The organism is Isoptericola sp. NPDC056134 (assembly GCF_042264825.1).
In the GTDB taxonomy this organism is placed as follows: Bacteria; Actinomycetota; Actinomycetes; order Actinomycetales; family Cellulomonadaceae; genus Isoptericola; species Isoptericola nanjingensis.
In genome coordinates this window covers 1-18304 of the sequence record NZ_JBHJVM010000001.1, presented here as the reverse complement: position 1 = coordinate 18304, position 18304 = coordinate 1, and the positions used below count along the sequence as shown (strand labels likewise).

The 18304-nt window shown below is 75.0% G+C and carries 16 protein-coding genes and 2 pseudogenes; 10 read left to right on the top strand and 8 right to left on the bottom strand.

Annotated elements, in window-relative coordinates:
• Positions 1-135: 135 nt before the first annotated feature.
• Positions 136-2208 carry a heavy metal translocating P-type ATPase gene (locus ACFCZN_RS00090; protein WP_430555684.1) on the bottom strand — a complete coding sequence of 691 codons (2073 nt, stop codon included), beginning with the start codon at positions 2206-2208 and terminating at the stop codon, positions 136-138.
• 176 nt (positions 2209-2384) lie between these two features.
• On the opposite strand from ACFCZN_RS00090, the pseudogene ACFCZN_RS00085 reads away from it, so the two are divergent.
• The 4 genes and pseudogenes from ACFCZN_RS00085 to galE form a co-directional block, all read left to right on the top strand.
• Positions 2385-2657, top strand: a pseudogene (locus ACFCZN_RS00085) (family 43 glycosylhydrolase); the annotation flags it as partial.
• An 82-nt stretch (positions 2658-2739) separates the two neighbouring features.
• Positions 2740-3210, top strand: a pseudogene (locus ACFCZN_RS00080) (arabinan endo-1,5-alpha-L-arabinosidase); the annotation flags it as partial.
• Between the two features lie 113 nt (positions 3211-3323).
• Complete coding sequence (locus ACFCZN_RS00075; protein WP_429763020.1) at positions 3324-5546, top strand: HelD family protein; 2223 nt, start codon at positions 3324-3326, stop codon at positions 5544-5546.
• Positions 5547-5665: 119 nt separating this feature from the next.
• Positions 5666-6769, top strand: coding sequence for a UDP-glucose 4-epimerase GalE (gene galE, locus ACFCZN_RS00070; RefSeq protein WP_430555411.1), 1104 nt, complete (start codon positions 5666-5668; stop codon positions 6767-6769).
• Between the two features lie 16 nt (positions 6770-6785).
• Here galE and ACFCZN_RS00065 read toward each other — a convergent pair whose 3' ends face one another.
• The 5 genes from ACFCZN_RS00065 to ACFCZN_RS00045 all read right to left on the bottom strand — a co-directional run bounded on the left by ACFCZN_RS00065 (position 6786) and on the right by ACFCZN_RS00045 (position 12384).
• Positions 6786-7787 (bottom strand): TAXI family TRAP transporter solute-binding subunit, encoded by a 1002-nt coding sequence (locus ACFCZN_RS00065; RefSeq protein ID WP_429763018.1) that lies wholly within the window; start codon positions 7785-7787, stop codon positions 6786-6788.
• Positions 7784-9190, bottom strand: a complete 1407-nt coding sequence (locus ACFCZN_RS00060; protein WP_429763017.1) for an ATP-binding protein — start codon at positions 9188-9190, stop codon at positions 7784-7786. The genes ACFCZN_RS00065 and ACFCZN_RS00060 overlap by 4 nt, the downstream gene beginning before the upstream one ends.
• A 6-nt stretch (positions 9191-9196) precedes the next feature.
• Positions 9197-9934 (bottom strand): response regulator transcription factor, encoded by a 738-nt coding sequence (locus tag ACFCZN_RS00055; RefSeq protein WP_429763016.1) that lies wholly within the window; start codon positions 9932-9934, stop codon positions 9197-9199.
• A 60-nt stretch (positions 9935-9994) separates the two neighbouring features.
• Complete coding sequence (locus ACFCZN_RS00050) at positions 9995-10936, bottom strand: CorA family divalent cation transporter (protein ID WP_430555410.1); 942 nt, start codon at positions 10934-10936, stop codon at positions 9995-9997.
• A gap of 158 nt (positions 10937-11094) precedes the next feature.
• Entirely contained in the window at positions 11095-12384 is a 1290-nt protein-coding gene (locus ACFCZN_RS00045; RefSeq protein WP_430555409.1) for an MFS transporter, read from the bottom strand.
• An 87-nt stretch (positions 12385-12471) separates the two neighbouring features.
• Between ACFCZN_RS00045 and ACFCZN_RS00040 the strand changes: the two genes are divergently transcribed.
• From ACFCZN_RS00040 to ACFCZN_RS00025, 4 genes are all read left to right on the top strand, one after another.
• Positions 12472-13452, top strand: a complete 981-nt coding sequence (locus ACFCZN_RS00040) for a DUF5937 family protein (protein ID WP_429763013.1) — start codon at positions 12472-12474, stop codon at positions 13450-13452.
• A gap of 67 nt (positions 13453-13519) precedes the next feature.
• Positions 13520-14698, top strand: coding sequence for an ABC transporter permease (locus ACFCZN_RS00035; protein ID WP_430555408.1), 1179 nt, complete (start codon positions 13520-13522; stop codon positions 14696-14698).
• Entirely contained in the window at positions 14695-15417 is a 723-nt protein-coding gene (locus ACFCZN_RS00030) for an ABC transporter ATP-binding protein (protein WP_429763011.1), read from the top strand. The genes ACFCZN_RS00035 and ACFCZN_RS00030 overlap by 4 nt, the downstream gene beginning before the upstream one ends.
• Positions 15418-15467: 50 nt before the next feature.
• On the top strand, positions 15468-16064 hold the full coding sequence (locus ACFCZN_RS00025; protein WP_429763009.1) for a TetR/AcrR family transcriptional regulator: 597 nt from the start codon (positions 15468-15470) through the stop codon (positions 16062-16064).
• Between the two features lie 12 nt (positions 16065-16076).
• Here ACFCZN_RS00025 and ACFCZN_RS00020 read toward each other — a convergent pair whose 3' ends face one another.
• Positions 16077-16643, bottom strand: coding sequence for a TetR/AcrR family transcriptional regulator (locus ACFCZN_RS00020; protein WP_429763008.1), 567 nt, complete (start codon positions 16641-16643; stop codon positions 16077-16079).
• Between the two features lie 100 nt (positions 16644-16743).
• Here ACFCZN_RS00020 and ACFCZN_RS00015 point away from each other — a divergent pair, with 100 nt between their 5' ends.
• Both ACFCZN_RS00015 and ACFCZN_RS00010 read left to right on the top strand, forming a co-directional pair.
• On the top strand, positions 16744-17058 hold the full coding sequence (locus tag ACFCZN_RS00015; protein WP_429763214.1) for a DMT family transporter: 315 nt from the start codon (positions 16744-16746) through the stop codon (positions 17056-17058).
• Position 17059: 1 nt separating this feature from the next.
• Entirely contained in the window at positions 17060-17449 is a 390-nt protein-coding gene (locus ACFCZN_RS00010; RefSeq protein ID WP_429763007.1) for a DMT family transporter, read from the top strand.
• 18 nt (positions 17450-17467) lie between these two features.
• On the opposite strand, the gene ACFCZN_RS00005 is transcribed toward ACFCZN_RS00010, so the two are convergent.
• The gene (locus tag ACFCZN_RS00005; protein ID WP_429763006.1) at positions 17468-18223 is read right to left on the bottom strand and encodes an SDR family NAD(P)-dependent oxidoreductase; all 756 of its coding nucleotides are present in this window, start codon (positions 18221-18223) and stop codon (positions 17468-17470) included.
• Positions 18224-18304 lie beyond the last annotated feature (81 nt).

Here is an 18304-nt window from a genome sequence, read left to right as displayed (position 1 = left end):
ACACCTTGGGGAAGAGGGGTGTCGGAGGATTCCTCGCGTTTGGAGGTGGGCGGAGAGACTCTTGTTCTTCGGTGGGGAGGTGGTCGGGGGGTCCGACCGATCTCGCACCGGAGGACCGATGTCAGGGCCCCGCCGTCAGCGTCCGAGGACGTCGCGGGACACGACGTCGGGCCGCAGGTCCAGCCGCCGCAGCAGCTGGGCGTTGAGCGCCACCACCACGGTGGACAGCGACATCAGCAGTGCGCCGACGGACATCGGGAGCACGAACCCGACCGGGGCGAGCACGCCCGCCGCCAGCGGCACGGACAGCAGGTTGTAGCCCGCCGCCCACCAGAGGTTCTGCGTCATCTTGCGGTAGCCGGCCCGCGAGAGCTCGATCACGGACAGCACCGACCGGGGGTCGTCGCTGGCGAGGATCACGCCCGCCGACGCGATCGCGACGTCCGTGCCGGCGCCGATCGCGATGCCGACGTCCGCCTGCGCGAGCGCCGGGGCGTCGTTGACGCCGTCGCCGACCATCGCGACCCTGTGGCCCTCGGCCTGCAACCCCGCCACGCGCGCCGACTTGTCCTCCGGGCGCACGCCCGCGAAGAACCGGTCGACGCCGAGCTCGTCGGCCACGGACCGCGCCACCGCCTCGGCGTCGCCCGTGATCATCACGACCTGCACGCCCCGCCGGTGCAGCGCCTCGACCGCCTCGGCGGACTCCGGCCGCACCTCGTCCGCGAGCTTCAGCCCGCCGACGACGGCGCCGTCACGCAGCACGTGCAGGATGATCGCGCCGTCGCCCCGCCATGCCTCGGCCTCTGCCACCTCGTCGACCCGCTGCTCCTCGAGCAGGCGGGGGCCGCCCACGCGCACCTCGTGCCCGTCGACCGTCGCGACGACGCCGACGGCGGGCGACGACGAGAAGTCCGTCGCGCGCGGGACGTCGAGGCCGCGGGCCTCCGCCGCCCGGACGATCGCCCGGGCCAACGGGTGCTCGCTGTCCGCCTCGGCGGCGGCCGCCAGCGCCAGCACCGCGTCCTCGTCCGGGCCCGAGCTCGTCCCCGCCACCGTCGCGACCTCCGCGACCGTCGGCTCGCCCTTGGTGAGGGTGCCGGTCTTGTCGAAGAGGACGGCGTCCACGGTGCGCATGCTCTCGAGCGCCAGGCGGTCCTTGATGAGGACGCCGCCGCGGGCGGCTCGCTCGGTGGCGATGGAGACGACCAGCGGGATGGCCAGGCCCAGCGCGTGGGGGCAGGCGATGACCAGCACCGTGATGGTGCGGATCACGGCGTCGTCCGGCAGCCCGGACGCCGTCCAGGCGATCGCGGTGACGACGGCGGCGCCGAGCGCGAACCAGAAGAGCCACCCCGCCGCGCGGTCGGCGAGCCGCTGGGCCCGCGACGACGAGGCCTGCGCCTCGGCGACCAGGCGCTGGATGCCGGCGAGCGCGGTGTCGTCGCCGGTCGCGGTGACCTCGACGCGCAGGCCGGAGTCGGTCGCGACCGTGCCGGCGGTGACGGCGTCGCCCACCGTGCGGCCCACCGTGCGCGACTCGCCGGTGACCATCGACTCGTCCATCTCCGCGCGGCCGTCGACCACACGGCCGTCGGCGGGGACGCTGCCGCCGGGCCGGACGAGGACGACGTCGCCCACGCGCAGGGACGCCGGCGGGACCGTGACGACCTGCTCGCCCTCCACGCGCTCCGCCTCGTCCGGCAGCAGCGCCGCCAGCGAGTCGAGCGCGGAGGTGGTCTGCGCCAGGGACCGCATCTCGATCCAGTGGCCCAGCAGCATGATGACGACCAGCAGCGCGAGCTCCCACCAGAAGTCGAGCTGGTGGTCGAGCACGCCGAGGCTGGCGCCCAGCGACGCGACGAACGCGACCGTGATCGCCAGGCCGATGAGCAGCATCATCCCGGGCTTGCGGGCCTTGAGCTCCGACACCGCCCCCGTGAGGAACGGCCGGCCGCCCCACACGTAGATCACCGTGCCGAGGACCGGCGAGACCCAGTCGACCCACGCTGCGTCGGGGAGCTCGTAACCGAGCACCATCGCGAACATCGGCGACAGCGCGACGGTCGGCACCGCCAGCGCCAGCATGATCCAGAACAGGCGGCGGAACTGACCGACGTGGTCGCCGTGACCGCTGTGGCCGCCGTGACCCGGCATGTCATGGCCCGACATGTCATGGCCCGCGTGCATGTCGTGACCGGCGTGCATGTCGTGACCGGCGTGCGCGTCATGACCGGCGTGCGCGTCGTGACCCTCGCGCGCGTGGTGGTCGTTCTCCAGGACGCGCGCGGCGTCGGGGCGCCGGTGCCCCGTGTGCTGGTCGTGAGAGGAGTGGTCCACAGCTCGATCCTTACCTCGGACGGACGGGTTCGCGATCTCGGTTTATACCCCCCTGGGGTATCCCCGCTGCCGGCAACCATATACCCCACGCCGGTATTCCGCGACCCTGGTCCACCGACCGCACGCGCTGGACCGAGGTCGGCGCCGCGTTCCCGGACGGCGCGCCCTGGGCCGACACGTACACCGGCGGCAGCACCCACCTGTGGGCGCCGGAGATCGCGTACGCGAACGGCCGGTACTACCTCTGGTACTCGGCGTCGTCGTTCGGCGTGAACCGGTCCGCGATCTTCCTGGCCACCAGCCCGACCGGCGACCCGGGCACCTGGACGCACCGCGGCACGGTCGTGGAGTCGAGCACCTCCGACGACTTCAACGCCATCGACCGCACTCGTCGTCGACGCCGACGGCCGGTGGTGGCTGAGCTTCGGCTCGTTCTGGTCGGGCATCAAGATGATCCGCCTCGACCCGCAGTCGGGCCTGCGCTCGGGCACCGCGTTCCACTCGGTCGCCGGTCGTGGGGGCGGCGCGATCGAGGCACCCACGATCCACCGCCGCGGGGACTACTACTACCTCTACGTGTCGTTCGACGCGTGCTGCCAGGGCGCCGACTCCACCTACCGCGTCATGGTCGGGCGCTCGACGTCGGTCACCGGCCCGTACGTCGACCGCCTCGGCGTCCCCCTGACCCAGGGCGGCGGCACGCAGGTGCTCGCCGGGCACGGGTCGATCCACGGCCCGGGGCGTCAGACCGTGTTCTCCGACGTCGACGCCGACGTGCTGATGTACCACTACTACGCCGGCTCGGGCGCGTCGTTCCTCGGCATCAACCTGCTCGGCTACGACGACGCCGGCTGGCCGTACGTCGACTGACGCCGCCACCCCGCGGCGTCGCCGAACAGGCATGAGTGGGCGGGCGGGCCGGGAACAATCGCGACGGGCGGCGCGTTGGGGCAGGGCCCCGTACGCCGTACGAAAGAGGTCTCGTGCCCCAGCCCGCCACCCCGCACACCGCCGCCACCTCCTCCGACACGACCTCCGGCACCGCCGACGACGTCGTCACCAGCGCGGTCGTCGCCGGCGCGATCGACGAGGAGCAGGCCGCCCTCGACGCCGCGTGGTCACGACGCGCCGCGGTGCTCGACGACCTGGAGCGCACCCTCGCCACAGCGCGCCCCGAGGACGCCGCGGCCCGCGCGCGGATCGCGCGGCTGCGGAGCCGGCGCGCGGAGCTGCGGGCGGCGGACCACGGCCTGGTCTTCGGCCGGCTCGACGGCGACGACGGTTCGGTGCGCCGGCTCGGCCGCGTCGGGCTGCCCGGCGCCACCGAGGACGACGAGCCGTTGGTCGTGGACTGGCGCGCCGCCGTCGCCCGCCCGTTCTACACGGCGACACCGGTCGACGCGCAGGGCGTGCGCCGCCGGCGGCACGTGCGCACCCGCGGGCCGGAGGTCGTCGGCGTCGACGACGAGCCGCTCGACGGCGGGCTCGACGACTCGGGCCTCGTCGGCGAGGGGGCGCTGCTCGCCGCGCTGGACGAGCGGCGCACCGGCCGGATGGGCACCGCCGTCGCCACCCTGCAGCGGGAGCAGGACGACGTCGTGCGCGCGGACGCCCGCACCCCGCTGGTGGTGCAGGGCGGCCCGGGGACCGGCAAGACGGTCGTCGCGCTGCACCGCGTCGCCTACCTCCTCTTCGCGCAGCCGCACCTGGCGGAGCGCGGCGTGCTCGTGCTGGGCCCGTCGACACGCTTCCTCGACTACATCGCCCAGGTGCTGCCGGCGCTCGGGGAGACGGCGGTCGTCTCCGCCACCTGCGACACGCTCGTGCCGGGCGTGCGGCCCGCGCGCACCGAGGGGCGCGACGTCGCGGAGCTCAAGGGCCGGTCGTCGTGGCTGCCGACCCTGCGCCGGTTCGTCGCGTCGCTCGAGCCGGACGACGGCCCGCTCGCCCTCGCGCTCGACGGCGAGGAGTACGTGCTGCCCGCGGCCCAGGTGGCTGCCGCGCGCCGCGGCGCGGTGGGCGCCGGCTCCTACCACCGGGCCCGCGACCGGGTGACCGAGCGCGTGCACGACCTCCTGGTCGACGCCGTCGCGGACCGCCAGGCCGAGCTGCTCGCCCGCGCCGAGGAGGGCTTCGAGGACGTGCTGGGCCAGCTCGACGCCCGGCTGGCCGCCGCCGACGACCGGGCCGTGCACACCGGCGCGACGGGCTCCGACGTCGACGGCGTGCTGTCCGAGTCCGACCTCGAGGCGCTGCACGCGCGGGTCGCCGCCGACCGCGGCGTCGCCGCGACGCTCGAGGCGTGGTGGCCGCGGCGCGACCCGGCCGCCGAGCTCGCCCGCCTGCTGCACGACCGGGAGCTCCTGGCCGTGCACGCCCCCGACCTCACGGCCGCGGAGGTCGCGCGCGTCGTCGCCGAACCTGCGGGTGGCGCGGACGGCTGGGCGAGCAGCGACGTCCCGCTCCTCGACGCCCTCGCCGACCTGCTCGGCGACCCTCGCGAGGCTGCCGGCGCCGCGCTCGACGACGGGTCCGACGGCGACGACCACGACGTCTTCGTCGCCGCGCGGGCCGCCGCCCGCCGGGACTGGACGTACGGGCACGTGGTGGTGGACGAGGCGCAGGAGCTGTCCGGCATGCAGTGGCACATGGTGGTGCGCCGCTGCCCCACCCGGTCGGTCACCGCCGTCGGCGACATCGACCAGGCGTCGTCCGCGCACCGCCAGACCGACTGGGGCGAGGCCGTGGGCGACGCCCTCGGCGACCGGTGGCGGCGGGCCGACCTCACCATCTGCTACCGCACGCCGCGCGAGGTCATGGAGCTCACCGTCCCCGTGCTGCGGCGGGCCGGCAGCCGCAACGCCCCGCCCCGCGCCGTCCGGTCCGCGCCGGTCGCGCCCTGGTGGGCCGACGCCGACGAGCGCACGTGGCCGGGCGTCGTCGTCGACGCCGTCGCCGGGATGACCGGCCGCTACGAGGGCGGCACGGTCGGCGTCGTCGCCCCGGCCTCCCGGCTGGCCGCGCTCCGCGAGGTGCTGCCGGACGGCGTGCCCGCACTCTCCGCGACGGGCGCCAAGGGCCTCGAGTGGGACGCCGCCGTCGTGGTCGACCCGGACGGCATCGCGGCCGAGCCGCGGGGCTGGAACGGGCTCTACGTGGCGCTCACCCGGTGCACGCAGGAGCTCGCGCAGGTGCCGGTCCTCTGACGGTCGAGCGACGGTTCGCACCCTCTGACCTTCCTCAAATCGCCTGCGGGCGCCCGGTCCCGGCCACCAAGATGACGACGCGACATCAACCGCCGCGAGCTGTGAAGCGAGGAACCCCCATGCGCGTCCTGGTCACCGGAGGCGCCGGGTACGTCGGGTCGCACACGGTGCTCCGGCTGCTCGAGGCCGGGCACGACGTCGTCGTGGTGGACGACTTCTCCCGTGGCGCCCCGGCGGCGCTGGAGCGGGTGGAGGTCCTGGCGGGCCGGCCCGTGCCGGTGCACGTCTTCGACGGGGCGGACATCGACGCCCTCGAGCGGCTCTTCGACACCGAGGGCTTCGACGCCGTGCTGCACCTCGCGGGCATCAAGAGCCCCAGCGCCCGCGGCGTCCGCCCGCTGGACAGCTACGAGACCAACCTCGGCACCACCTTCACGCTGCTGCGCTGCATGGCCTGGTACGGCGTCGACCGCCTCGTCGTGTCGTCGTCGGCGGCCGTGTACGGCGAGGGTCGCGACCTGCCGCACGCCGAGGACGCGCCGCTCGCCCCCACCGGCCCGGTGGGCCGCAGCCACGCGATGAACGAGCAGATCCTGCGCGACGTCGCCGCCGACGCCGGCCCCGCCCTGCGGGTGGGCGTCGTGCGGCACTTCTCGGCGGCGGGCGCGCACCCCTCGGGATCCCTCGGGCCCGACCGGACGGGGGCGTCCGCGGGCCTGCTCACCGCCGTCGCGGAGGCTGCCGCCGGGCTGCGCGACGGCCTCGAGGTGCACGGGGTCGACCACCCGACCCCCGACGGCACGGCCATGCGCGACTACGTGCACGTGGACGACCTGGCGGCCGGGCACGTCGCGGCCCTGGCGGCCCTCGGCGACGCCGAGGAGCAGCTGTCCACCTGGAACCTCGGCAGCGGCCGCCCCACCAGCGTCCTCGAGCTGGTCCGCGCGTTCGAGACCGCGACCGGCCGCACCGTGCCGTACCGCGTCGCCGCCCGCCGGGAGGGCGACGTCGCCGTGTCGTACGCCGACCCCGCCCGCGCCGAGGCCGAGCTCGGCTGGAGCGCCACCCGCGGCATCGAGGACATCTGCCTCGACCTGTGGCGCTGGCACCAGCGCAACCCCACCGGGTACCCGACGACCCTGGCGCCGTCCGCACCGTGGCGCGGCGGCGTGGGACACCGCCTGCGGCTCGTCTCCGCCGTGCCGGCCGCCGCGGCCTGGTAGCGCCGCCGCGGGACCGTCAGTCCTTCGTGACGCGGTAGTACCGCAGCGCGCCGGGGTGCAGCTCGACCGGGTCGGTGAAGATCGCCCGCACCCGGTCGAGGTTCGCCGCCGACGGCACCTGCTCCGCGATCTGACCCCTCGCGTCGAACAGGGTGGACACCAGGGTGCGAGCCTCGGCGTCCGGCATGTCGGCGCGCACCATGAGGAAGTTCGGCACCGCGAGCGTCTCGACCGCCCGCGACGACCCGTACATGCCCTCGGGCACGATGCCGTGCCGGTAGCCGCTGCCGTACCGGGAACGCACGTCCTCGACCAGGTCGCCCAGGGGCACGAGGCGCACCGGGACGTCGTCGGCGAGCGCCGTCAGGCCCGGGGTGCGCAGCCCGCCGGACCAGAAGAACGCGTCGATCTCGCCCGCGCGCAGCGCCTCGATCGAGCCGTCGAGGCCGAGGCTCACGTCGGTGAGGTCCTCGGCGGGCACGTCGGCCGCCATGAGCAGCCGGTGGGCGATGAGGGCCGTGCCGGACTGCGGCGCGCCGAGCGAGACGCGCCTGCCCCGCAGGTCGTCGATGGTGCGGACCCGGGAGCCCGCCGGCACGACGAGGTGGAGGAAGTCGTCGTAGACGCGGGCCAGGGCGCGCACCTCGAGCGGCTCGTCGAACTCCCCCTCGCCCGCGACGGCGTCCCGCGCGGCGTCGGCGGCGCTGAACGCCACCTGCGCCGTGCCGGCGTCGAGGCTGTCGAGGTTCTCCACCGACCCCCCGGACTCGTCGACCACGACCGGCACGTCGTAGCGGTCCTCGAGCACCTGCGCCAGCGCCGTCCCGTACGCGTGGTAGATGCCGGTGGAGCCGCCGGTCGCCACGGTGAGCGCGTCGGGGCGCTGCCCGTCCCACGGGTCGCCGGCGCCGTCGTCGCCCACGCACGCGGTGAGCAACGGCAGCGCCACCAGCGCCGTGACCAGCAGCGTCGCGAGGCGAGCCGCCCGCGACCGGCCCGCGGTCGACCCGGCCCTCACGGCGTCACCTCCGCCGCGGGGTCGAGGGGCGCGCCGTCGACCGTCGCCAGCGCGGGCACGCGCAGCCGCACCTCGAGGCCGCCGCCGTCCGGCAAGCCCAGGCGCAGCCCGCCGCCGCCCGTGGCGAGCAGCTCCGACGCGATGGCGAGGCCCAGCCCGGAGCCGCGCACGGTGCTGTGGCCCGGCGAGCGCCAGAACCGCTCCGCGAGGCGGTCCAGCTCCTCGGGCGGGACGCCCGCGCCGTGGTCGCGCACCACCACCTCGACGGCGCCGCCCGGGACGGCGGGGGCCGTCACCGAGACGTCGACGCGGCCGCCGTCGGGCGAGAACTTCACCGCGTTGTCCAGGACGGCGTCGAACGCGCACTCGAGCACGATCGGGTTCAGCTCGGCCCACGCGCCGTCGCCCGGGTCGGCGAACGTCAGCTCGCGCCCGACCGCGACCAGCCGCCAGCTCTCCACGCGCCGCGCGACGAGCCCGGCGACGTCCAGCGGGTGCGCGCCCGCGGCCAGGTTCGCGTCGTCGGCCAGGAGCAGCAGGGCGTCGAGGATGTGCGCCATGCGGACCGCCTCCGCGCGCACGTGCGCCACCTCCGTGGCGTGCTCGGGCGGCGTCGACAGGGCGAGGTCCTCGACGCGGAGCATGAGCGCGTTGAGCGGGTTGCGCAGCTCGTGCGACGCGTTCGAGACGAACTCCTGCTGCCGGTGCATGGAGTGCTCCACCTGGCCGGCCATCGCGTTGAACCGGGTGATGACCTCGCGCAGCTCGGGCGGGCCCGTGGACGGCGGGATGCGGGCGTCGAGCCGCCCGCGGCCGATCTCGCCCATCGCGGTGTCGACGGCGCGCACCGGCCGCAGCACCCAGCCCGCGGTGCGGTGCGCGATGACGACGGCCAGCACGCACATGGCCAGCCCCGCGGCGACGAGGATGCCCCAGCTCGACCAGATGCTGCGGGAGACCTCGTCCGCGTCGGACACGGTGACGACGGCGCCCACCAGGTCGCCGCCGTCGTACACGGGCTCGGCCACCACCACCCGGTCGGCCTTCCACGGCAGCGAGCTGAGGTCCGCCTCCCCGCGGCGGCCCGCGAGCGCCGCCTGCCGCTCGTCCACCTCCTGCGGGTCGAGCCCGTTCGTGGCCCACGTGACGCCCGACTGGTCGACGACGGCGGCAGCGACCCCGTACACCTCGCGGTAGCGGTCGAGGTCGCCCTCGACGATCGCCGGGTCGTCCGCGGCCAGCGACTGCCGGGCGGTGATGACCAGGTAGCCCGCGTCCGCGAGCCGGTCCAGGTAGACCCCCTGCTGGTTCGCCCGCGCGACGTTGCCCGCGTACGCGGTGCCGAGCAGCGCCAGCACCAGCACGCAGGGCACGAACAGGATGATCGCCAGGCGGGTCCGCATCGACGTCTACGCCCCCGCGACCGTGGGCCCGCCGCCGTCGGGCGCCGCCACCCGGTAGCCCACGCCGCGCACCGTCTCCACGACGTCGGGCACGCCGAGCTTGCGGCGCAGCGACGCGACGTGCACCTCGAGCGTGCGGCCCAGGCCCTTCCAGCTGGAGCCCCACACGTCGCGCAGGATCCGCTCGCGCGTGAGCACCGAGCCCTGCTGGCGCACCAGCAGCGCGAGCAGGTCGTACTCCTTGCGGGTCAGCTCGACGACGGTGCCCACCGTGCTGCCCACCAGGTCGCCGGTGCGACGCACCTCGCGCCGCGCGAGATCCACCACCAGCCCGCGGACGCGGACGCGCGCGTCGGATGCCTCCGCGCGGGCACCGTCCCACTCGCGGCCGCGGCCGCGGCGCATGACGGCGTCGATGCGCGCGAGCACCTCGCGGACGTCGTACGGCTTGGTCACGTAGTCGTCGGCGCCGAGCTCGAGGCCGCGGATGCGCGCGTCGAGGCGGGTGCGCGCGGTGACCATGATGATCGGGGTGTCCGAGACGCGGCGGATGCGGCGGCAGACCTCGAACCCGTCGATGTCGGGCAGGGACAGGTCGAGCAGCACCATGTCGGTGCGGGGGCTCAGCTCCCGCAGCGCAGACGCGCCGTCGCGCGCGCGGACCACCTCGTGGCCGTGCCGTCCGAGCACGGAAACGAGCGCGCCGGCGACATGGTCGTCGTCCTCGACCACGAGCAGCTGCACGGGACCGTCCCTCCGTCGGGCGCTTCGAGGGCGCCAGGGTAGCGGAGCGTCGCTCCGGGGTCAGAGCCAGCCCACCCGGCGGAAGACGCGGTAGAGCACCACGCAGCCGACCGCCATGAGGAGCAGCGCGAACGGGTAGCCGAGCAGCCAGTGCAGCTCGGGCATGTGGCTGAAGTTCATGCCGTAGATCCCCGCGATCACCGTGGGGTACACGAGGATCGCCGCCCACGCCGAGATCTTGCGCATGTCCTCGTTCTGCCGCACCGACACCTGCGACAGGTGCACCTGGAGCATGTCGGAGAGCAGGTCGTCGTGGGCGTCGAGGTGCCGGTCGATGCGCTCGACCGTCGACGCCACCCGCTCCAGCGTGCGCCGGTCGGCGACGACGCGGCGCTCGTCGGAGGTGAGCTCGGGCAGCTCCGCGGACACCGGCAGCAGCGCGCGCCGCGCCTCCGTGATCTCCCGCTTGAGGTCGTAGAGGCGCTGCACCGGGTCCGCCGTGGTGCGGTCGAAGACGACGCGCTCGGTGTCCGCGACGGCGTCCCCGAGCGCCACCTCCACCTCCGACGCCACGCCCACCAGGCCCAGCACGACGGCGAGCGTCACCCGCTGCGCCCCCGACCCGTGCGCCGGGCCCGGGCCGCGCAAGCGGTCCAGCGCGTGGTCGTGCACCCCGGCCTCGCCCGCCTCGAACGTGAGCACCGCGTCCGGGCCGGCGAGCACGCCCAGCTCACCGGTGTGCACCTGCCGGTCGTCCTCCGTGAACCAGACCGTCGGGGTCAGCACCGCCACCCAGTCGTCGTCGAGCCAGCGCACGGCGGCCGCCGGCCGCTTCGGCACGTCCCGCGCGACGACGTGCACCTGCGCCAGCCGCTCCCGCAGCGCGGGATCGATCTCCTCCGCCGCGGCAAGGAACGACGCCTTGTCCGTGACCTGCAGCCAGCGCGCCGGGTGGTCGTCATCCGCCGTCTCCGACGGCCGCCGTGCGTCCCGACGAACCACTCGCGCGTCGTCGTGCCCTCGTCCGTCACACCCGCATTCTCGGACGAACCGGGCCGAAGGGCGCGCCGGGTGCCGTCCGAGGAGGCGTCACGGCGGCAGTTCGGGCCCGCCGCGGCAGTTCGAGCTGCCGCCGTGAGCGCAAGCTGCCGCCCCGAGCGTCAGACGGCGGCGGAGACGACGTCGTCCACCGGCCGGACGTCCGCCGCCCGCCGCGCGACCCACGCCGCGCCGACGCCGGCGGCGACGAAGATCGCGCCCAGCGCGAGCCAGCCGGGCGTGCCGAACCGGATGGGCAGCGCGGTGACGACGACCGGCGCGACCATCCCGGCGAGCGCGTAGCCGGTCTGCGACAGGCCCTGGTAGGCGCCGGCGCGGCGCGGGTCGGCGAGCTCGAACGCCATGCCCCACCCACCGGCCTCGGACAGCACCTCGCCGAGAGAGTGCGCGACGGCGGCGAGCAGCAGCAGCGCGGTCGCGGCGACGAGGCTGCCGTGCCCGGCCGCGGCGTACAGCACGCAGGCGCCGGCCAGCAGGAGCGTGCCGCGGCGCACGGCCCGGCCGGCCGCCCGCACCTCGTGCGTGCCGCGGGACGCGCGCACCTGGAGCAGGGCCACCAGCGCCGTGTTGACCACCAGCAGCGCGGACACGATTGCGGTCGGCGCGTCGGTGGTCGCGACCCACAGCGGCACGCCCACGGTCATGACGCCGAACTGCATGGCCACGACGGCGTTGAGCACGACGCTGGCGACGTACGTGCGGTCGCGCAGCGGGTGCACCCCGGGCGCGGCCCGGTGCGCGGCGTCGTCGGCCGCGGCGGCGGCCGGGGTGTCGGCGACGGGCGCGTCGGCGAGCATCCGCGCGGCCAGCTCGGGCACCCGGCGCGGCAGGCGGACCAGCGGCACGACGGCGCCGAGCAGCAGCACCGCCGTCGCGACCATCGCGGTGCGGTACGCGGCCGCGGTGTCCACCAGCAGGGCGACGGCGGCGGCCAGCGTGCCGAGCCCGATGAGGACGTTGGTCACGACGCGCAGCCGGGCGCGGACGTCGACGCGCTCGGGACCGGTGAACCACCGGGCCAGCAGAGCCTGCCGGGCGGTGGACTGCACGCCGCGTCCCGCGCTGACGACGACGGCGACGGCGGTGAAGCTCACCGCGTCGGAGGTGAACGAGTACGCCGCCAGCGCCACCGCCTGCGCGAGCAGGCCCCACACCTGCACGCGGTGCGCGCCGCGCCGGTCCGACCAGCGCCCGGCGAGGTAGGACCCGAGCACGCCCGCGCCGCCGGCGATGCCGAGGCCGAGCCCGACGGTGGTCGCGGGCAGCCCGACCACGCGCGTGAAGTACAGGACGGAGACGGTGTAGAAGATCCCCGTCGACGCGGCGAAGGCCATGGTCGAGACGGTGAGTGCGCGCGCCACGGGGTCCCGCGGCAGGAGGGTCTGGATCACGGCACCAGTAGGGACCCGTGGGTCCGCACCCGGAACGGATGTAGCGCTGCACTACATCTATGCTCACACGATGGGACGGAGCCGCTGATGGGGTGGATGCACTACGAGCTGGCCGGCATGGACCTCGCCGACGTCCGCTTCGCCGTCTCCCCGCTGAACGAGCTGGTGCTGTCGCTGCGCGCGTGGCGCGACCCCGGCCGCTTCCCCGTGCACCTGCCGTGGCTGCGTCGCGTGCAGGAGGCCCGGCCGACCCTCGACGGGGAGATGCTGCTCGCGCTGACCAACGAGGTGATGTGGACGCCGGACTTCCTCACGCCGCGCCCGGGCAGCCCGCTCACCCGGCTCGACGACGAGCTCGCCGGCGTGGCCGCCGTCGACGACACGGTGGTGGTGCACGACCTCGCCGCGGTGCACCCGGGCGGCCTGCCCGCCCCGCTGCGCGGCCCGCTCCCCCGCGTACGACGCCGGATGCTCGACGCGCTCACCGGCTACTGGGACGCCTGCTTCGCGCCCGTCTGGCCGCGGATGCGCGCCGTGCTGCAGGCCGACGTCGTGCACCGCGGCACGGTGATCTCGGCGCGGGGCGCGGGCGCGATGTTCGCCGACCTCTCCCCGCGGGTCTCGTTCGCCGACGGCGTGGTGAGCGTCCGCCTCGGGACGCTCAGCGGGGAGTTCCGCCGCTCCACCACCGGCGCGGGGCTCACGCTCGTGCCCACCCTGTTCACCCGCGCGGCGTCGGCCCCGATCTCGCCGGAGGAGCCGCCCATGATCATGTACGGCGCGCGCGGTACGGGCACGCTGTGGCAGGCCGAGCGACACGTGGCGGGCGACGCCCTCGTCGCGGTCCTGGGCCGCGCGCGGGCCGGGCTCCTCACGGCCCTGGAGCAGCCGGCGTCGTCCACCGAGCTCGCCCGCCGCCTCGACGTCACGACCAGCGCCGTCAACCAGCACCTGCGCGTGCTGCGCGACGCCGGCCTGCTGACCTCCGCCCGCTCCGGCCGGTCCGTGCTGTACCTGCGGTCGGAGGTGGGCGACGCGCTGGTGGGCGACGGACGCGAGGTCCGGTGACCAAACCCACAGCCTGAGCTCCCGCATCTCGACAGTTTCCCGACACCGCGTTGCTATCGTTCCCGACATGACGTCGACAACTCGGGTCGGCGCGGAAGGGAGCACGATGTTTCTGGCGTGGCGCGAGCTGCTGTTCGCGCGAGCACGGTTCGGTCTGATGGGAGGTGTCGTCGCCCTCGTCGCGATCCTCGTCGTCATCCTCTCGGGACTCTCCTCGGGACTCGTGAACGACGGCGTCTCCGGGCTGAAGAAGCTGCCCGTGACGGCGTTCGCCTTCGACGAGGGCACCCCCGTCGACTCCGCGTTCTCGCGCAGCACGGTAGAGCGGGACCAGGTGGCCCGATGGGCACAGCAGGACGGCGTGGCCGACGCCGCACTGTTCGGGAACCAGCTCGTCAACGCGGAGGGCCCCGACGGCGAGGCGGTCGACCTGGCCCTCTTCGGCGTCGAGCCCGACTCTTTCCTCGCACCCCCTCCCAACCTCGTCGCGCAGGGCGCAGGGCTCGGGCAGCGCGACGGGATCGTCGTCAGCGAGACCGTGACCGACCTCGGTCTCGGCGTCGGCGACACCGTCACGGTCGACCGGCTCGGCACCGAGCTGAGGATCGTCGGCGTCCTTGACGGCCAGCACACCTACGGGCACGTGGACGTCGCGTACGTCCCCCTCGCCACCTGGCAGGAGATCCACGCCGGCGCCGGGCCCGGCGACGACGTGCGCCCCGACGACTACGACGAGGCGACCGCCGTGGCGCTGAAGGAGTCCTCCGGTGCCGACATCGACCTCGCGACCGCCGGCACCGGCACCGGCACGGCTGCCGTGCTCCTCGAGGACTCGTTCGAGGGCTCGCCGGGGTACGCGGCCGAGACCCTCACGCTCAACCTCATCCAGACGTTCCTGTACGCGATCTCGGCCCTCGTGGTCGGCGCGTTCTTCACGGTGTGGACCATCCAGCGCCGGCACGAGATCGCCGTCGCCCGCGCCATGGGCGCCCGCACCGGCTACCTGGTTCGCGACGCCCTGGGGCAGGCCGCGGTCGTCCTCGTCGGCTCGACCGCGGTGGGCATGGGCATCGGGGTCGGTTTCGGCGCGCTCCTGACGTCCACCCCCATGCCGTTCTCGCTCGAGCCCGTGCCGGTGGCGTCCGCCGCCGCGCTGCTGATCGCGCTCGGACTTCTCGGCGCGGCCGCAGCCGTCGGCCGCATCGCCCGCGTCGACCCGCTCACTGCCCTCGGAGGACAGCGATGACCCAGCCCGCCCCCACCACCATCACCACCGAGCGGCGCTCCGCCGCGGGCGACGGCCTCCGGCTGGCCGACGTCACGCTCACCCTCGGCGACGGCGACAGCACGGTGAAGGCGCTGGACCACGTCGACCTCACCGTCCCGGCGGGCGAGCTCCTCGCCGTCGTCGGGCCGTCCGGCGCCGGGAAATCGAGCCTGCTCGCCGTCGCCGGGGCGCTGACCCGGCCGGACTCCGGCACCGTCCTGGTGGACGGCGAGGACGTCGGCGCCTTCCCCGTCTCCCGCCAGGCCCGGTTGCGTCGCGAGCGGATCGGCTTCGTGTTCCAGTCGGGCAACCTCCTGCCCGCACTCACGGCGGTCGACCAGCTGCGCTTCGCTCTGCACGCCACGGGGCGCAAGGTCGCAGGTTCTGCGCGGTCGCCGCTCGAGCTCCTGGAACAGGTCGGCATGGCGCAAAAGGCCGGCCGCCGGCCGCACGAGCTGTCCGGAGGCGAGCGCCAGCGCGTCGGCATCGCCCGTGCGCTGGTGACGACCCCGGCGCTCCTGCTCGTGGACGAGCCGACCGCGGCGCTCGACCGCGCGCGCAGCCACGACGTCGTCGAGCTGCTCGCGGCCGAGACGCACGAGCACGGCGTCGCGACCGTGATGGTCACGCACGACCACGACGTGCTGGAGCACTGCGACCGGGTGGTGCGGATGGAGGATGGGAGACTGGTCGACTGACCGTCACGCCCCGGGCCGCAGGCCCAGGGCACCCGCGAGGAGGAGTGCCCGTGCCGCGCATCAGCGCCCCCACCGTCGCCGAGCACCGCGCAGCGCAGCAGCGGGCACTCCTCGACGCCGCGCGAGCCCTGCTCGCCGAGACCGGCCGCCCACCCACGTTCGCGGCGCTCGCCGAGCGCTCCGGCCTCGCCCGGCCGAGCATCTACCAGTACTTCCGCTCCGCCGATGATCTCCTGCGCGCGATGGTGGCGGACGTCTTCCCCCGGTGGGCGGCGACGGTCGCGACGGCCATGGATGACGCCGACGACGACGCGGGCCGGGTGCTCGCCTACGCGCGGACCAACCTCGAGCTCGTCGCCGAGGGCGAGCACGCCCTCGCCACCGCGCTCGCCGGCGCGGGGCCCGCCCCCGCCGTGGCCGAGGGGATGAGGGCGATGCACCGCGAGCTCCTGCGGCCCCTGGTCGACACCCTGCGCGCGTTGGACGTGGCACAGCCGGACCGGACCGCGGAGCTCGTCAACGCCGTGGTCAACGCCGGCTCGAGGATGCTTGAGTCCGGCGCGCCCCTCGACGAGGTCTGGGCTGGCACCGAGGGCCTCCTGGGGCCGTTCGTCGCCCGGCACAGGGCCGACGACGGTACGGACTGAGCACATCGCGCGTCAGCCCGCGACGCGCTCCAGGTGCGTGTCGAGCACGTCCAGCGCCCATCCGGCGTCGGCGTCGGGGTCCTGCCGCACGACGTGCAGCGCGAGGCCGTCGACGAGCGCGTGCAGCTCGCGCACCTCGACGCCGGACGGCGCGCGCCCGGTCAGGGCGGCCAGCGCGCGGGCACACACGTCGCGGATGGCGTCCTGCGACGCGCGGTGGCCGTCGCGCAGGGCGGGGTCGGTCATGGCCGCGGTGCCGAGAGCGAGGTACACCTCCATCTCGGTGCGCCGCTCGGCGTCCAGCGGCAGGAGCTGGGCGAGCACCGCCCGCGACCAGCTCGCGCCGTCGACGTCGACGGCGGCGACGCGCTCCTGCAGCCGTTCCAGGACGAGCGCCACGGCGCGCTCGCGCACGCTGGCCACGGTGGGGAACGTGTAGCGCAGCGAGCTCTGCGGCAGGCCGGCCTCCGCGGCCACGTTGCGCACGGACAGGGCCTCGAGGCCGTCGCGCACGAGGACGCGCCACGCGGCCTCGGACACCTGGCGGCGACGTTCGTCACGGTCGAGCTTCTGGGGCACGCGCCCATGTTCGCACAGTCGTGCGAAGTGTGCTAGAACTGTCTTCGCACGATCGTGCGACAAACTCCCAGCAGATCCCGAACGAGGGGAAGTGAGAGCCGTGGACTGGCTGATCCTCATCGCCGCCGGCGTGATGGAGGCCGTGTGGGCGACCGCGCTGGCCGCGTCGCGCGGCTTCAAGCGACCGGTGCCGACCGTGCTGTTCGTCGTCGGCCTGGCCCTGAGCATGTGGGGTCTCGCGCACGCGATGCTCACCATCGAGGTGGGCACGGCCTACGCGGTGTGGGTGGGCATCGGCGCGGTCCTCACCGTGCTGGTCGCCATCGTCCGCGGCGACGAGCGGCTGACCGTCGCGCGGGCGCTGCTGCTGGTCGGCCTGGTCGGGTCGGTCGTGGGACTCAAGGTGGTGAGCTGACATGAGCGCCGAGAACGTGGACGCGAGGAAGAACGTGACGACCGTGGCCTGGGTGGTGCTGCTGGCCAGCGCCGTCCTCGAGGCGGTCTGGGCCACAGCCCTGCACGCCAGCCGCGGCTTCACGGTGCCGGCCGACACGATCGTCTTCGTCGTCGCACTGTCGCTGAGCATGCTCGGCCTGGGCTACGCCGCGAAGCACATCCCCATCGGCACGGCCTACGCCATCTGGACCGGCGTCGGCGCCGCGCTCACCGTCGCCTGGGCGATGGTGACGGGCGCCGAGACGGCGTCGCTCCTCAAGGCCCTGTTCCTCGTCGGCATCATCGGCTGCGCCATCGGCCTCAAGGTGGTCGGCGACGGCGGGCACGCCCGCGGCGGATCGGACGAGTGAGGAGCTGCGGCCGAGGCGTCAGACCTCTCGGCGGTGGACCACCTGCGCCGCCGCCTGGTCGCGCGGCATGAGCAGCACCTGGTCGACGTTGACGTGGGCCGGGCGGGTGGCGATCCACGCCACCGTCTCGGCGACGTCCTCGGCCGTGAGCGGCTCGACGCCGGCGTAGACGGCGTCGGCCTTCTCCTGGTCGCCCTTGAACCGGACCAGCGAGAAGTCGGTGTGCACCATGCCCGGGTCGATCTCGCTGACCCGCACCGGCTGGCCGAGCAGCTCGAGGCGCAGCACCCGGGTGAGCGCGGCCTCGGCGTGCTTCGCGGCGTTGTAGCCGGCGCCGCCCTTGTAGGGCTCGCGGCCCGCGATGGAGCCGATGGTGATGACCTGGCCGTCGCCGCTGGCGATCAGGCTCGGCAGCAGCGCCTTGGTGACGCGGACGGTGCCGAGCACGTTGATGTCGTACATGCGCTGCCAGTCGGCGAGGTCGGCGTCCGCCACGGACTCCGTCCCGAGCGCGCCGCCGGCGTTGTTGACGAGCAGGTCGCAGCGCCCGAGCTTCTCCTCGACGGCCGTGGCGAACGCTGCGACGGACGCGTCGTCCGTGACGTCGAGGGGCAGCGCGGTGCCGCCGGTCTCGGCGGCCACCTGCTCGAGGCGGTCCATGCGGCGGGCGCCGAGGACCACGTGGAAGCCCGCCGCCGCGAGGGCGCGCGCGCTGGCGGCGCCGATCCCGCTGCTGGCTCCGGTGACGACGGCGACGCGGGCGCTGCTCGGCATGGGTCCTCCTCGGGACGGTCAGGGATGCCGTCTCAGCCTAGACGCGTTGTGAGCGGGCGTTTGGCCCCGTTTCCCCAGGGA

Excerpts from the sequence above, each read along its gene's own strand:
- ACFCZN_RS00030 (WP_429763011.1), top strand. The coding sequence starts at position 14,695 with ATGACCCAGCCCGCCCCCACCACCATCACCACCGAGCGGCGCTCCGCC.
- ACFCZN_RS00060 (WP_429763017.1), bottom strand. The coding sequence starts at position 9,190 with ATGCGGACCCGCCTGGCGATCATCCTGTTCGTGCCCTGCGTGCTGGTG.
- ACFCZN_RS00090 (WP_430555684.1), bottom strand. The coding sequence starts at position 2,208 with ATGCACGCCGGTCACGACATGCACGCGGGCCATGACATGTCGGGCCAT.
- ACFCZN_RS00040 (WP_429763013.1), top strand. The coding sequence starts at position 12,472 with ATGGGGTGGATGCACTACGAGCTGGCCGGCATGGACCTCGCCGACGTC.
- galE (WP_430555411.1), top strand. The coding sequence starts at position 5,666 with ATGCGCGTCCTGGTCACCGGAGGCGCCGGGTACGTCGGGTCGCACACG.
- ACFCZN_RS00035 (WP_430555408.1), top strand. The coding sequence starts at position 13,520 with ATGACGTCGACAACTCGGGTCGGCGCGGAAGGGAGCACGATGTTTCTG.
- ACFCZN_RS00005 (WP_429763006.1), bottom strand. The coding sequence starts at position 18,223 with ATGCCGAGCAGCGCCCGCGTCGCCGTCGTCACCGGAGCCAGCAGCGGG.
- ACFCZN_RS00010 (WP_429763007.1), top strand. The coding sequence starts at position 17,060 with ATGAGCGCCGAGAACGTGGACGCGAGGAAGAACGTGACGACCGTGGCC.